Here is a 13501-nt window from a genome sequence, read left to right on the forward strand (position 1 = left end):
CCGCCTGTGGAAAACCACGAAGCGCCTTGGGGATCTTGCTATGGGTTGATCGACTCGGCTTTCCAGAAATCGGGGCGTCGCGGGCTCAAGGAGAGCCCGACTTCCAGGAAGCCGAGTCGACCAAGCGTCGGCGAGTGGATCAAGGGGTCAGCGGAGGGTTGCCGCCACGGCCGTCGCGGCGGCCTGCACCTGGGGGCCGACCAGGGCGACGTCCAGCGGGGCGAGCGCGACCACGCCGACGCTGGCCTCCAGGCCCGGTACGCCGAGCACCGGCGCGGCCACCCCGTACGCCCCGGACTCCAACTCGCCGCTGCTGCTCACCGGGTCGGCCGTGCCGCTGCGGCCGGCCAGGATGGCCCGACCCGCCGCGCCCCGGTCCAGGGGGTGTCGCGCGCCCGTCCGGTACGCGACGTGGAACGACGTCCAACTCGGCTCGACCACCGCCAGGGCGACACCCTCGCCGCCGTCCACCACGGTCAGGTGGGCGGTCGCGCCGGCCTGTTCGGCGAGTCGGCGCAGCGCCGGCAACGCGCCCTCGGCGAGCAGCGGCTGGGCGCGTCGGGCCAGCTGCAGCACGCCCGCGCCGATCCGGAGTCGGCCGTCGCTGCCCCGGCGCAGCATGCCGTGCCCGGTCAGCGGGCCGACCAGCCGGTAGACGGCCGCCCGGCCGACGCCGAGCCGGTTCGCCGCCTCGCTGACGGTCAGCCCGGTCGGCGTATCGGCCACCAGGTGCAGAAGCCGTAGACCCCGGTCGAGCGTCTGGGACGTCTCCCCGGTCCGGCTGGACCCTGCCGTCGCATCCACAGCACGCAGCGTACGACCCGGCACCGGCGGACCCGGACAGGCGCGGACGGCTACCCTTGTACGGTGACGCTACGCCTGTATGACACCGCCACCCGATCGGTGCGGGACTTCGTCCCGCGGGAAGCCGGCAAGGTGGGGGTCTACCTGTGTGGTCTCACCCTTCAGGCGCCGCCGCACATCGGTCACCTTCGTTCCGGCGTCAACTACGACGTGCTGCGCCGCTGGTTGCTCGCGGCCGGCTACGAGGTCACGTTCATCCGCAACCTGACCGACATCGACGACAAGATCCTCGTCAAGGCGGGTGAGCAGGGTCTGCCGTTCTGGTCGATCGCGTACGCCAACGAGTTGATCCTCGCCGAGTCGTACCGGGCGTTGAACGTGCTGTCGCCCACCTACGAGCCGCGCGCCACCGGGCACATCCCGGAGATGCACGAGCTGATCACCAAGCTGATCACGGACGGGCACGCGTACCCGGCCACCGACGGCTCCGGCGACGTCTACTTCGATGTGGCGTCCTGGCCGGCGTACGGGTCGCTGTCGGGTCAGTCGCCGGACGCGATGCAGTCGGCCGGGGACGCGCCGGACCGGGGTAAGCGGGACCCGCGCGACTTCGCCCTCTGGAAGGGCGCCAAGCCGAACGAGCCGGCGGACGCGTACTGGCCGTCCCCGTGGGGGCTGGGCCGTCCGGGCTGGCACATCGAGTGCTCGGCGATGTGCTGGCGCTACCTGGGCCCGGAGTTCGACATCCACGGCGGTGGTCTGGACCTGACGTTCCCGCACCACGAGAACGAGATCGCCCAGTCCCAGGCGGCCGGGCTGCCGTTCGCCCGCTACTGGGTGCACCACGGCCTGCTCAACATCGGCGGGGCGAAAATGGGCAAGTCGGCGGGTAACGCCCTGGGCCTCGCGTACGTCGACTCGCTCGGTGTGCGGCCGGTGGAGCTGCGTTACTACTACGCCGCCGCGCACTACCGCTCGGTGATCGACTACTCGGAGGACTCGCTTCGCGAGGCGGCCACCGCGTACCGCCGGATCGAGGGTTTCGTCCAGCGGGCCGTCGAGCGGGTGGGCGCCGGGCAGCTCGGCGAGCTGCCGGCCGGTTTCGTCGCGGCGATGGACGACGACCTCAACACGTCCGCCGCGCTGGCGGTGCTGCAACAGCACCTCCGGGACGGCAACACCGCGCTGAGCGCGGGCGACGATGTGACTGTCCGCACCACCCTGGCCGTCGTACGCGCGATGCTGGATATCCTCGGGATCGACCCCCTCGACGAGGCGTGGACCGGCGGCGGTCGTTCGGACGATCTGCGCGCCGTGGTGGACTCCCTGATCGCGCTGGCCCTGGAGCAGCGCGCGCAGGCCCGGGGCCGCAAGGACTGGGCTGCCGCCGACGCGGTACGTGACCAGCTCAAGCTGGCCGGCGTGGTGGTCGAGGACACCCCCCAGGGCCCCCGTTGGACTATTGGAGAGCAGGACTGATGGCCGGCAACTCGCAGCGCCGTGGCCGGCGACTGACGTCGAAGGCGGGTGCCCCCAAGGGCTCCGGCGGCAAGAACAAGGACTCCCTCGCCGGGCGGGGTCGCACCCTGCCCGCTGACGAGCGGCCGTGGCACAAGGGCTACTCGGGCACCGAGAAGCTGCCGCAGCGCACCGCCTGGAAGCAGGACAAGGAGCGCCGGGTGGCGGCCGAGGAGGGGCGCGCCCCGAAGATCGGTCAGCCGGGCAGCAAGGACACCACCTGGGGCAAGGGTGGCGGTCGGGGCGTACCGGTCGGTCGTGGCGCGACCGGCGGTCGGGGTGGCAAGCCCACCTCGCGCTCCGGTCCCCGGGTCTCCCCGGGGCGCAAGTCCAACCCGTCGAAGGACTCCCCGGAGCTGTTGGTCGGACGCAACCCGGTGCTGGAGGCGCTGCGCGCCCAGGTGCCGGCGACGGCGCTCTACACGGCCCAGGGCATCGACGTGGACGAGCGGACCAAGGAGATCATCCGGACCGCCGCCGACCGGGGCATCGCCAACCTGGAGATCAGCCGGGCCGAACTGGACCGGATGACCGGTGGGGTGCTGCACCAGGGCGTCGGCTTGCAGGTGCCGCCGTTCGCGTACGAGCCCTTCGAGGACCTGGTGGCCGCGTCGCTGGAGCAGCAGGCTCCGCTGCTGGTCGCGCTGGACGGGGTCACCGACCCGCGCAACCTGGGCGCCGTGATCCGGTCGGCCGCCGCATTCGGCGCGCAGGGTGTCTTCGTACCCGAGCGTCGTGCCGCCGGGATCACCGCGACCGCCTGGCGGACCAGTGCCGGCGCGGCGGCGCGGGTGCCGGTGGCCCAGGTCACCAACCTGACCCGGTCGCTGAAGGCGTGCCGGGACGCCGGCTTCATGGTGGTCGGCCTGGACGCCGACGGCGACACCGACCTGTACGACCTGGAGGCCGCCGTCGGCCCGCTGGTGGTGGTCGTCGGCTCCGAGGGGCGCGGGTTGTCCCGGCTGGTCGGGGAGACCTGCGACCTGACCGTCAGCATCCCGATGATCTCCGAGGTGGAGTCGCTCAACGCGAGCGTGGCCGCCGCGGTCACCCTGGCCGAGGTCGCCCGCCGCCGCTCGGTCGAGCTGTAACGACGTCGACGAGGCCCCCTACCGCCCGAAAGCGGTAGGGGGCCTCGCCGTCAGATCTGGTGGAGCCAGGCGACGAAGAAGATCGCACCGGCCACCGCCGTCAGCAGCGTGGCCGGCAGCAGCCAGGCCGGACCCCGCTCCCCGTCGAGGCGTCGGGTCAGTCGTTGGTGCACGGCGGCGATGCCGATCAGCGCGGCCAGCCCGCCGGCCGCCAGTGGCAGGCCGACGAGGAAGTGCGCCAGCCACGCGCCGGCCCGGCTCGGACCGCCCCAGGAGTGGTCGTACGGGCCGGGATCGACCACCCCGTACAGGACGCCGCGCAGCACCATCAACAGCTCGACGCCGATCGGCAGCAGGGCCACGAGGCCGAGCAGCAGGCTGAGCAGCGCGTGACCGAGCACCGCGAGCGTTCCGGGTCGCCGGCCGGGCACGGCCGTCGGGGATGCGCCGAGCAGGCCGGTCCGCAGGCCCCGCCACCGCGCGACGGCGGCGTCGGCCCCGCCCACCGGGGTGGTAGCCAAGGTGAACAGGGCGACCGGTACCAGCGTCGCGCAGTAGGCGAGGCTACGGCCGGCCCGGCGGATGATCTGGTTCCGGTGGGCGGTGGCGGTGGCGGTGGCGGACACGGCGTCTCCTCGGGCTCGGTGTGCCGCGAACGCTAGGGATACGGCACACCCCGCCGCGTCACCCCGGGGAGCCACGCTCGCGCTGGCTCCCGGGGATGACGACCCTTTCCGGGTACGACGAAAGGGGCGGCCCGCCGCAGCGGACCGCCCCTTTTCGGTACGGCGTTACGTCAGATCCGGCTGCCCGTGGTGGCGTGGAAGACGTGGCTGCGGCCGGCGCGCGGCTTGACGAACACGGTGTCGCCCATGTTCGGCATGCTGCGGCGGTCGGTACGGACGACGAAGCGCTCCGAGTTGCCACCCAGGGCGGCGTGGCCGTAGACGTTCGCGTCCGAGCCCAGGTCCTCGACCAGCTCGACGACGACCGGCATACCGCCCTCGGTCGGGCTGACCAGGTCGCAGTCCTCCGGTCGGAAGCCGACGGTGACCTTGCCGTCGCCACCCTCGGCACGGGCCGCCTCGACCTGCTCGCGGGTCAGCGGGATACGCAGCTCGGCGAACTCGGCGCCCTGCTCGTGCAGCGGGACGGTCTTGATGTTCATGGCGGGAGAGCCCATGAAACCGGCGACGAACACGTTCGCCGGGGTGTCGTAGAGCGCCCGCGGGGTGTCCACCTGCTGGAGCACACCGTCGAGCAGCACGGCGACCCGGTGGCCCATGGTCATGGCCTCGACCTGGTCGTGCGTCACGTAGACGGTGGTGACGCCCAGCTTGGCCTGGAGCGACGCGATCTGCGTACGGGTCTGCACACGCAGCTTGGCGTCGAGGTTCGACAGCGGCTCGTCCATGAGGAAGACCTGCGGCTCGCGGACGATCGCCCGGCCCATGGCCACCCGCTGACGCTGACCACCGGAGAGCGCCTTCGGCTTGCGGCTCAGGTACTCCTCGAGCTGGAGCAGCCCGGCCGCCTCCTTGACCCGCCGGTCGATCTCCGACTTGGAGGTCTTGCGCAGCTTCAGGGCGAACGCCATGTTCTCGTACACCGTCATGTGCGGGTAGAGGGCGTAGTTCTGGAAGACCATCGCGATGTCGCGGGCCTTCGGGGGAAGGTGGGTGACGTCCCGCTGGTCGATGTAGATCGAGCCGGCGTCGACGTCCTCCAGACCGGCGAGCATCCGCAGGCTGGTGGACTTGCCGCAACCCGACGGGCCGACGAGAACGAGGAACTCGCCGTCGCCGATCTCGAGGTTCAGCTCGTTGACGGCGGGACGCTCGGTGCCCGGGTAGATCCGGGACGCCTTGGAATAGGTGACCGTAGCCATGGTGGTGCGCTTCCTTTCACCGGCAGGAACGTGCCGGACGATCCGAGTGAAGGAGCAACCGGCACGAGCCCGTGCCGGTCAGCGGACGGCGGTCGGTCGCGGGGGCGGCCGGGTCGTCGTCCGTGTCACTGCACCGTAATTGGCTTTGCCCGCGCTGCCAAGGCGAGGGACCCTCGGAAGTGACCCAATGCCTACGCATTCCGGGCAGTCGGGCACGGCAAGGCATCAATCGACGTCGCGGTGCGGCGTCGGGCGTCGGGTTGTTGACGTTTCCCGTGCTCGGGAGCACTCGCGAGCGGGATATCCGGACGTCAGTCGCTATGCTGGCGTCGACACATGCGCCCCTGTAGCTCAGCTGGCCAGAGCACTCGCCTTGTAAGCGAGATGTCGCCGGTTCGATCCCGGCCGGGGGCTCCATATCCACAAAGCTTTTCCCGACGGGCACTGCCACGAGTCGACCGGTTGACAGCAACGGCACTCACGAGAGAGCTTCCCGTCGAGCGTGACCAGCGCCCGAGGCGTCGTGTCAGGGCTGGCATGGGCGGCGGGACACTCATCCCTCATCGAGCGGCGGGTCAGCTGCCGGCACCGGGGCTAGATCGGGTAGCACCTGAAGCCATGCCTGGACGTCAGCGACGAGGTGGGCGTCGGTCATGTGGTCGACGAGGGGTGCGAGGTCGGTCAAGATCCGCTCGATGTTGAGGAGTCGGTGGTAGTCCTGGTAGTCGTCGGTGACGGTGAGCGCCTGCCATCTCGCCAGCCAGTCTTCACCCGGCTGGACGAAATCATCCTCGGTGAGCGGGATGGCGCGCAGGCTCGCTGCTCGGGCGGCAGCTTGTTTCCGTGTCATGCCAAAGCTCTCGACAGCCCGCCGGGCGACCGTGTCCGGCCGAGCGCTGGCTGGTAGCTCCTGGACTCGCTGACCTGCATCGAGGGCGATCGTGATGAGCGTGCTGAGGTGTGCGACCGCCAGCTCCATCGGGAAATCGTGCTCGGATGCCAGGTCGATCAGAAAGAACGCTAGCGGCACGTCGGCAAGGGGCCGGTGGCCGGGCAATCCGCGGTGCTGGCGGCGCACATCCGAGGTCGCCATATCGATCAGTGCGAACCACCAGTGCACGGGACTTACCGAGTCAGGCTTGCGGTCGAGTAGCCACTGCCTGCGTAGGGGCGGCTCAATCAGGAGAAGCCCGCGGTAGGTGCCCTCAAGCTCTCTCACCCCACGCCTCCCCGGCATCAGGTATTGCTGCGCTGACGACGCTAGCTCGCGAGGAGTGGGAAGCGTCGGCCCCGGATCACCACGTGCGGTGGCGTCGAGCTCCCCGGCCGCGCCGATCGCACGGCCGGCGCGAACGATCGATGGTCGGCCGCTCCTATAGTTCGGGTATCACCCGACCGTCGAGGAGTCGCATGAGCCCGCTCGTCGCGATCGCCGGCAGCGCCCAGGTCAACCGCTCCTACTCGCCGGCCGTACGCGATCCGGAGGCTGCCCCCGCCGCGGCGGCCGAGTTGGGCGCGGAGCTCGCGAGGCAGGGTTGCGGCATCGTCGTGTACTCCAGCGATCCCGACTACCTGGAACGCGATGTCGTACGCGGTTACGTGGGCTCCGGCCGGGCGACGCCCGGGTCGATCCTGGTCCGTGGCCGGTATCAGCAGGACGTGGACTTCGAGGAGGCCCAGCGGTATCCGGAGTTGTTCGCCGTGGTGCCCGAGTCGACGGACGACTGGGAGGTCAGTTTCTACCGGTCGCTGCTGACGGCCGACGCGCTGCTGCTGGTGGGCGGCGGACGCTCCACGTTCATCGCCGGGCTCATCGGCCTGTCCCGTCGTATCCCGGTCGCTGCGGTCGCGGCGTTCGGCGGTGGCGCGGAGAAGACGTGGCAGCGGCTCAACAACGAGCGCGGTGTCGCCAGCGAGGAGGAGGTGGCGTTGCTGGCCCGACCCTGGCAGTCGGCGGCGGCCGGCCCGATCGTCACCGCGCTCCGCGCCCAGGTGCGGCGCCGCGCGGAGGAGGAACGCGCTGGGGGCGCCGCCGGTCGGCGTACGGTGGCCGGCCTGGTGACCGCGCTGGTCCTGCTGCTGCTCGCCCTGGCGACGATCCCGTTGGCGTACGCCGCGCCGGCCGGTGGGTGGCAGAACGTGGCGGTCCTGGTGGCCGCGCCGATGATCGCGTCGGTGTGGGGCGCGATCGTGCGCAACGCGTACGACGGCAACGGCAACTGGCTGCGGGCGGCGGCGTTGGGGTCGGCGGCCGGTGTCATCGCCTTCCTGCTGTTCGTGGCGGCGCAGCTCTCCACCAACCCGGCCCTGCTCGACGGTGACGCGGCACGGAGGTTGGTCTTCTTCGTGCTGGCCATCGGGTTCATCGGCGGGTTCACCTCCGAGGTCGTCTACGCCAAGCTGCGCGATCAGGACGTGACGCAGACACCGGTCCTGCCGCCCGGCGGCCCGCGGTGAGTCGGGCGGTGGAGGAGTCCAACCGGGCGATGCTGCGCGCCCGCGACGCGATGGACCGGTCGTACGCGGAACCGCTGGACATCCCGGCGCTGGCCCGGATCGCGTACGTCTCCGAGGCGCACTTCATCCGGACGTTCCGGGCGACCTTCGGTGAGACGCCGCACCGCTACCTGCAACGTCGCCGGGTGGAGCGGGCCATGACGCTGTTGGTGGAGACCGACCGGGACGTGACGGACATCTGCTACGCGGTCGGCTTCGGCAGTCTGGGCACGTTCAGTCGGACGTTCCGGCAGATCGTCGGTGAGTCGCCCTCGGAGTTCCGGCGTCGCCGCGTCGCCGCCGGCAACGTGCCGTCCTGCTTCACGAAGGCCTGGACGCGTCCCAGCAGTTTTGGATAAGCAGCAGGTCAGGGGCATCCTCTACGGTCGTTGGTATGACGATGAACGCGATCAGCCGCTCTCAGATCTACGTCCTCGACCAGGACGAGGCGCTTGACTTTTACGTCAACAAGCTCGGCATGGAGGTCAACACCGACCAGGATCTCGGCTTCATGCGCTGGCTGACGGTGAACCTGCCCGGCGACCCGGAGCGCGAGATCCTGCTGGAGAAGCCGGGCCCGCCGGCGCTGGACCCGGCGACCGCCGAGCAGGTGCGGGAGCTGCTCAGCAAGGGTGCCCTGGGTGGGTACCTCTTCATGACCACCGACGACGCCCACAAGACCCACGACGATCTCGTGGCGAAGGGCGTCGAGATCATCGACGAGCCGACCGAGCGCCCGTACGGGATCGACTTCGGCATCCGGGACCCGTTCGGCAACAAGATCCGTATCGGCCAGATGTTCCCCCGGGCCTAGTCAGAAGATCAAGAAACCGGAGGGCGCGGGCCGGCACCGCGCCTTCCGGTGTGTTGGGGTGTACGCATGCGAACGCGGCTGCTGTACCTGACCCGACACGGCGAGCAGGACCTCACCGGGCACGCCGACACGGGCTCGACCGAGCCGGACACCGGCCTGTCCGAGCGCGGCCGGCGGCAGGCGGCGCTGCTCGGCGAGCGCCTGCGGGGCCGGCCGTTCGCCGCCGTCCACCACGGGCCGCTGCGCCGGGCCGCGCAGACCGCCGAGGTGGTCGCCGCGGCACTGTCCGGGGTTCCGGTGTACGCCACCGAGTTGGCCGGTGACCACCTCCCGCACGACACGGACCCGACCGGCCTGCCGTCGGCGTACGCCGAGTTCCTGGCCGGATTCTCGGCGGCCGAGCGGGCCGACGGGCCGCGCGTGACGGCGGAGGCCGTGCGGCGCTTCACGGGGCCGGCGGAGGTCGACGAGGCGGCGGCCGTGGGGGAGCCGGTACGCGAGCTGGTGGTGACGCACACCTTCCTGATCGCCTGGCTGGTCCGGCACGCCCTCGAGGCACCTGAGCGGCGGTGGCTGGGCTTGAACCACCACAACGCCGGGTTGACCGTCATCCGGTACGGCCCGGCCGGGCCACCGAACCTGATCGCCGTCAACGACGTGGCGCACCTGCCGGCCGAGCTGCGCGGCACCGGTCTTCCCCCGGACTACCTCGTGTGACCCGCCGTCAGGCGGTGACCCGCAGCAGCAACTCGACAAGTGCCCGGGTGGCGGGCGGCGGCGCGGGATCCGCGGGGCAGTCGACGTACCCGGTCTCGACGGTCCCGACGGTGACGCGGTAGCTGAACGCGTCGGCGCAGCTCGACGTGGTGGCCGTGCGACGGGCCTCGGCGCTCAGCCGTGGGTCGGCGGCCAGTCCGTGCAGCTGGCCCAGGTCGGCGGTGCCGAGCTTGCCGGTACGACGGCCGCCGGCCCGGTCGACCACGGTCCACCGCCCGTCCGGCTCGACGGTGATGTTGTCGCCGCGCCCGGCGAAACCACCGGAGCGGAACAGCGCGACCCGAGCCCGGTCGTCCGCTCTCGGGCCGCTCGGGGCGGGGCCGCTCGGGACGGCCCCGCTCGGGGCGGGGCCGCCTGGGACGAGGCCGCTCGGCGCGGGGATGTTCGTGAGGTCCGGGCCTGCGGTCGCGCCGGTCACCGGGGGCAGGTCGGTGGGGTCGGCGGCCCGGTCGGTGCCGGTGCAGCCGGCCAGCAGGGCGGCCAGGAGCGCGATCGTGACGCCGGTCGTGGAGGCGGGTCTCATGTCCGTCGGACGCGCCGATGCCCGCGTTGGTTCCCTTGTCAAGGCCCTCATCCGTTCGGCCAATCTCAATGTCTGGGAGCGGTCCAAGGCTTCTCTTTTCTTCTACACATAGCTATATCTACATGCGTGACTACCCCCGTCACACCCTTTCTCCTTCCAGGAGGGCACGTGAAACGACCCCTCGCGGCCGTCAGCGCAGCGCTGCTCACCAGCGGCCTGTTGACCTGCGTCGCCACCGCGGCGCACGCTGCCGCACCTCCCGCTCCCGCGCCGGACGCCTCCGCCGCGGCCCGAGCGGCGACCGTCCTGCAAACGAACCCCGGCGCGGTCCAGGGTTCCAGCGCCGAGTCCTACCAGGTGCAGAGCACCCGGGTGGACGCCTCCGGCGCGGCGCACACCCGCTACACCCGCACCTACCAGGGACTGCGGGTGTACGGCGGTGACTTCGTCATCCACACCGCGCCGAACGGCACCTACGCCGGCAGTTCGGTCGGACTCGCCGCACCGCTGACCCTCCTCACCACGGCCAAGGTCAGCGCCGACACGGCGAAGAAGACGGCCCGCGCCGGGTTCACCGGCAAGGCCGAGAACGTGGGCGCACCGGAACTGTTCGTCGACGCCAGCTCGGGCGTGGGCCGGCTGGCCTGGGAGACGGTGGTCAGTGGCTGGCAGCCGGACGGGCAGACGCCGTCGCGGCTGCACGTCGTCACCGACGCGACCTCCGGCGCGACCGTCGGATCGTACGACGAGATCGAATCGGTCACCGGCAGCGGCCAGGGCATCTACACCGGCACGGTCAGCATCGACACGACGCTCTCCGGCAGCACGTACCAGATGATCGACCCGGTGCGCGGCAACGGCCGTACCTGCGACATGAACAACGGCACGTCGTCCTGCACCACGTTCACCGACGCCGACAACGCGTGGGGCACCGGCGCCAACTCGAATCGGCAGTCGGCCGGAGTGGACGCGCACTTCGGCGCCGCCAAGACGTTCGACTACTTCAAGAACGTGCACGGCCGTAACGGCATTTTCGGCAACGGCAGTGGTGTGCCGAGCCGGGTCCACTACGGCAACAACTACGTCAACGCCTTCTGGGACGGCGCCCAGATGACCTACGGCGACGGCTCGGGCAACTCCCGCCCGCTGGTCGCGCTGGACGTGGCCGGGCACGAGATGAGCCACGGCGTCACCGAGGCGCTGGCCGGGCTGGTCTACTCCGGCGAGTCCGGTGGCCTGAACGAGTCCACCAGCGACATCTTCGGCAACATGGTGGAGTTCTACGCCGCCGCGCCGAGCGACCCGGGTGACTACCAGGTCGGTGAGAAGATCAACATCAACGGCAACAACACGCCGTTGCGCTACATGTACAACCCGTCGCTGGACGGCGCGTCCGACTCCTGCTGGTCCACCAGCACGAAGAACAAGGACGTGCACTACTCCTCCGGCGTCGGCAACCACTTCTACTTCAACCTCGCCGAGGGCACCGGCTCCACCTCGTACGGCACCTCGCCGGTCTGCGGCTCCGCCCCGGCGGTGACCGGCATCGGCCGTACCAAGGCGGAGAAGATCTGGTACCGGGCGCTGGACGTCTACTTCACCTCCAACACGTCGTACGTCAACACCAGCAACCCGGCGAACACCGCCCGCGCGTACAGCCTGCGGGCGGCCACCGACCTGTACGGCAGCTGCTCGACCGAGTACAAGGCCGTGCAGGCCGCCTGGACGGCGGTCAACGTCGCCGGCAACGACGCCACCTGCTCCACCGGCAACGACTTCTCCGTGTCGCTGTCGCCGACCGCCGGCTCGGTGAACCCGGGCAGCGCGGTCTCCACCACCGTCTCGACCGCCACCACGAGCGGCTCGGCGCAGACCGTGACGTTCTCCGCGTCCGGCCTGCCCAGTGGCGCGAGCGCCGCGTTCAGCCCCGCCTCGGTGACCTCGGGCGGCTCGTCCACCCTCACCATCAGCACCTCGTCCAGCACCTCGCCGGGCACCTACTCGGTCACCGTGAACGGGGCGGGGTCGGTCACCCGCAGCGCCACCTACACGTTGACCGTGAACGGCTCCGGCGGCGGCTGCACCTCGCCCGGCCAGAAGCTGGCCAACCCGGGCTTCGAGTCCGGCTCGACCGGCTGGACGGCCAGCTCCGGGGTGATCACCAGCTCCAGCGGCCAGGCGGCCCACGGTGGGTCGTACAAGGCCTGGCTGGACGGGTACGGCAGCACCCACACCGACACGCTCGCCCAGTCGGTGGCCCTCCCGGCGGGTTGCTCGTCGTACACGCTGAGCTTCTGGCTGCACATCGACTCGGCCGAGACCACCACCAGCACCGCGTACGACAAGCTCAACGTGCAGGTGCTCAACTCGGGCGGGACGGTGCTGGCCACGCTGGCGACCTACTCCAACCTGAACAAGGCCTCCGGCTACAGCCAGAAGTCCTTCTCCCTGGCCGGGTACGCCGGCCAGACCGTCACCCTGAAGTTCACCGGCACCGAGGACTCCTCGCTCCAGACGTCCTTCGTGGTCGACGACACGGCGGTCAACGTCTCCTGACCTGACCGACACCCGGACCCGGCGGCCACCGCAACGGTGGTCGCCGGGTTCGCGTCCGGGCCGTTCTGGCAATCTTGGGTCGGCTCGGATGGCGTGGGAAGAGGGGGTTTGCGTGTCGGACGCGGAGTTGACTGTCGCGGTGGCCGGACCGGTGGCAACCGTCGTGATCCACAACCCGGCTCGCCGGAACGCGATGACGGCGGCCATGTGGCGGCAGCTCCCCGAACTGCTCGACCGGCTGGAACCCGACCCCGAGGTGCGGGCCCTGGTGCTCACCGGCGCGGGCGACGCCTTCTGCGCGGGCGCGGACCTCGGTGACCTGGCCGAGCTGCTGGACGCCGGTGACACCAGTATCGCGGTCGCCGCCGAGGAGCGGCTGGCAAGCTTCGCCAAGCCGACGATCGCGGCGATCCGGGGCGCCTGCGTCGGGGGTGGCGCGCAGCTCGCGGTCGCCTGTGACCTGCGGATCGCCTCGGACGACGCCCGATTCGGCGTACCTCCGGCCCGCCTCGGGCTGGTCTACCCGGCCCCGACGACACGCCGGCTGGCGCGGCTGGTCGGCCCGTCGGCGGCGAAGCACCTGCTCTTCACCGCCGAGTTGATCGACGCCGAGCGGGCCCTGCGGATCGGCCTGGTCGACGAGGTGCTGCCGGGCGACCGCCTCGCCGAGCGGCTGGACGACCTCACCACGACGATCGCCCAACGGTCACCGCTGAGCGTCACCGCCGCCAAGGAGATCGTCGACGACCGCGCCGGGCCGGCCCGGATCGCCTGGTGGCACCGGAAGGTCGCGGACAGCGGCGAGGCCCGCGAGGGCGTGGCGGCCATGGCCGAGCGCCGGGCTCCCCGCTTCGCCTGGCGAGCGCCGACCGAGCGCTGAAGCTCGCGGCCTGATCCACTCGGTTTCCAGGAAGGCGGGGTGTCCCGTGCGCTGGGACACGCCGATGTCATGCAACCCGAGTCGATCTCCCACCCATTGCGAAACCTCGATCCCGGGTGGTGCCGAACGTGAGTCGTACGGCAGTCTGTCGGTC

13 protein-coding genes and 1 tRNA gene are annotated in these 13501 nt (G+C 71.0%); 9 read left to right on the forward strand and 5 right to left on the reverse strand.

Features of this window, described 5'->3' with window-relative positions:
* Positions 1–147: 147 nt before the first annotated feature.
* The gene (locus AB0J36_RS03420; RefSeq protein WP_357392315.1) at positions 148–804 is read right to left on the reverse strand and encodes a helix-turn-helix domain-containing protein; all 657 of its coding nucleotides are present in this window, start codon (positions 802–804) and stop codon (positions 148–150) included.
* Positions 805–867: 63 nt separating this feature from the next.
* Between AB0J36_RS03420 and cysS the strand changes: the two genes are divergently transcribed.
* Positions 868–2283 (forward strand): cysteine--tRNA ligase, encoded by a 1416-nt coding sequence (gene cysS, locus AB0J36_RS03425; protein ID WP_357128773.1) that lies wholly within the window; start codon positions 868–870, stop codon positions 2281–2283.
* Positions 2283–3413, forward strand: a complete 1131-nt coding sequence (gene rlmB / locus AB0J36_RS03430) for a 23S rRNA (guanosine(2251)-2'-O)-methyltransferase RlmB (RefSeq protein ID WP_357128776.1) — start codon at positions 2283–2285, stop codon at positions 3411–3413. Before cysS ends, rlmB begins: the two co-directional genes overlap by 1 nt.
* Before the next feature lie 50 nt (positions 3414–3463).
* On the opposite strand, the gene AB0J36_RS03435 is transcribed toward rlmB, so the two are convergent.
* Both AB0J36_RS03435 and ugpC read right to left on the reverse strand, forming a co-directional pair.
* Positions 3464–4039 carry a hypothetical protein gene (locus AB0J36_RS03435; protein ID WP_357392316.1) on the reverse strand — a complete coding sequence of 192 codons (576 nt, stop codon included), beginning with the start codon at positions 4037–4039 and terminating at the stop codon, positions 3464–3466.
* 170 nt (positions 4040–4209) lie between these two features.
* Positions 4210–5301: a sn-glycerol-3-phosphate ABC transporter ATP-binding protein UgpC gene (ugpC, locus tag AB0J36_RS03440; RefSeq protein WP_357128782.1), complete on the reverse strand. Its 1092-nt coding sequence runs from the start codon at positions 5299–5301 to the stop codon at positions 4210–4212.
* 340 nt (positions 5302–5641) lie between these two features.
* Between ugpC and AB0J36_RS03445 the strand changes: the two genes are divergently transcribed.
* Positions 5642–5718, forward strand: a tRNA-Thr gene (locus tag AB0J36_RS03445).
* Between the two features lie 136 nt (positions 5719–5854).
* Here AB0J36_RS03445 and AB0J36_RS03450 read toward each other — a convergent pair.
* Positions 5855–6520: a hypothetical protein gene (locus tag AB0J36_RS03450; protein WP_357392317.1), complete on the reverse strand. Its 666-nt coding sequence runs from the start codon at positions 6518–6520 to the stop codon at positions 5855–5857.
* A gap of 191 nt (positions 6521–6711) precedes the next feature.
* Between AB0J36_RS03450 and AB0J36_RS03455 the strand changes: the two genes are divergently transcribed.
* The 4 genes from AB0J36_RS03455 (at position 6712) to AB0J36_RS03470 (ending at position 9328) form a co-directional block, all read left to right on the forward strand.
* Positions 6712–7758 (forward strand): hypothetical protein, encoded by a 1047-nt coding sequence (locus tag AB0J36_RS03455; protein WP_357392318.1) that lies wholly within the window; start codon positions 6712–6714, stop codon positions 7756–7758.
* Positions 7755–8156: an AraC family transcriptional regulator gene (locus tag AB0J36_RS03460; RefSeq protein WP_357128791.1), complete on the forward strand. Its 402-nt coding sequence runs from the start codon at positions 7755–7757 to the stop codon at positions 8154–8156. The genes AB0J36_RS03455 and AB0J36_RS03460 overlap by 4 nt, the downstream gene beginning before the upstream one ends.
* A gap of 35 nt (positions 8157–8191) precedes the next feature.
* Entirely contained in the window at positions 8192–8611 is a 420-nt protein-coding gene (locus AB0J36_RS03465; RefSeq protein WP_357128794.1) for a VOC family protein, read from the forward strand.
* A 66-nt stretch (positions 8612–8677) separates the two neighbouring features.
* On the forward strand, positions 8678–9328 hold the full coding sequence (locus AB0J36_RS03470; RefSeq protein ID WP_363660079.1) for a histidine phosphatase family protein: 651 nt from the start codon (positions 8678–8680) through the stop codon (positions 9326–9328).
* 7 nt (positions 9329–9335) lie between these two features.
* Here AB0J36_RS03470 and AB0J36_RS03475 read toward each other — a convergent pair whose 3' ends face one another.
* Positions 9336–9911 (reverse strand): hypothetical protein, encoded by a 576-nt coding sequence (locus AB0J36_RS03475; RefSeq protein ID WP_357392320.1) that lies wholly within the window; start codon positions 9909–9911, stop codon positions 9336–9338.
* 168 nt (positions 9912–10079) lie between these two features.
* Here AB0J36_RS03475 and AB0J36_RS03480 point away from each other — a divergent pair, with 168 nt between their 5' ends.
* Complete coding sequence (locus AB0J36_RS03480; protein WP_357128803.1) at positions 10080–12467, forward strand: M4 family metallopeptidase; 2388 nt, start codon at positions 10080–10082, stop codon at positions 12465–12467.
* 88 nt (positions 12468–12555) lie between these two features.
* On the forward strand, positions 12556–13347 hold the full coding sequence (locus AB0J36_RS03485; RefSeq protein ID WP_357128806.1) for an enoyl-CoA hydratase/isomerase family protein: 792 nt from the start codon (positions 12556–12558) through the stop codon (positions 13345–13347).
* Positions 13348–13501: the final 154 nt, after the last annotated feature.

Source organism: Micromonospora sp. NPDC049662 (assembly GCF_040675055.1).
Lineage (GTDB): Bacteria > Actinomycetota > Actinomycetes > Mycobacteriales > Micromonosporaceae > Micromonospora.

Coding starts and splice junctions, on each gene's coding strand:
- rlmB (WP_357128776.1), top strand. CDS start 2,283: ATGGCCGGCAACTCGCAGCGCCGTGGCCGGCGACTGACGTCGAAGGCG.
- ugpC (WP_357128782.1), bottom strand. CDS start 5,301: ATGGCTACGGTCACCTATTCCAAGGCGTCCCGGATCTACCCGGGCACC.
- AB0J36_RS03455 (WP_357392318.1), top strand. CDS start 6,712: ATGAGCCCGCTCGTCGCGATCGCCGGCAGCGCCCAGGTCAACCGCTCC.
- AB0J36_RS03465 (WP_357128794.1), top strand. CDS start 8,192: ATGACGATGAACGCGATCAGCCGCTCTCAGATCTACGTCCTCGACCAG.
- AB0J36_RS03470 (WP_363660079.1), top strand. CDS start 8,678: ATGCGAACGCGGCTGCTGTACCTGACCCGACACGGCGAGCAGGACCTC.
- AB0J36_RS03475 (WP_357392320.1), bottom strand. CDS start 9,911: ATGAGACCCGCCTCCACGACCGGCGTCACGATCGCGCTCCTGGCCGCC.
- AB0J36_RS03485 (WP_357128806.1), top strand. CDS start 12,556: ATGGCGTGGGAAGAGGGGGTTTGCGTGTCGGACGCGGAGTTGACTGTC.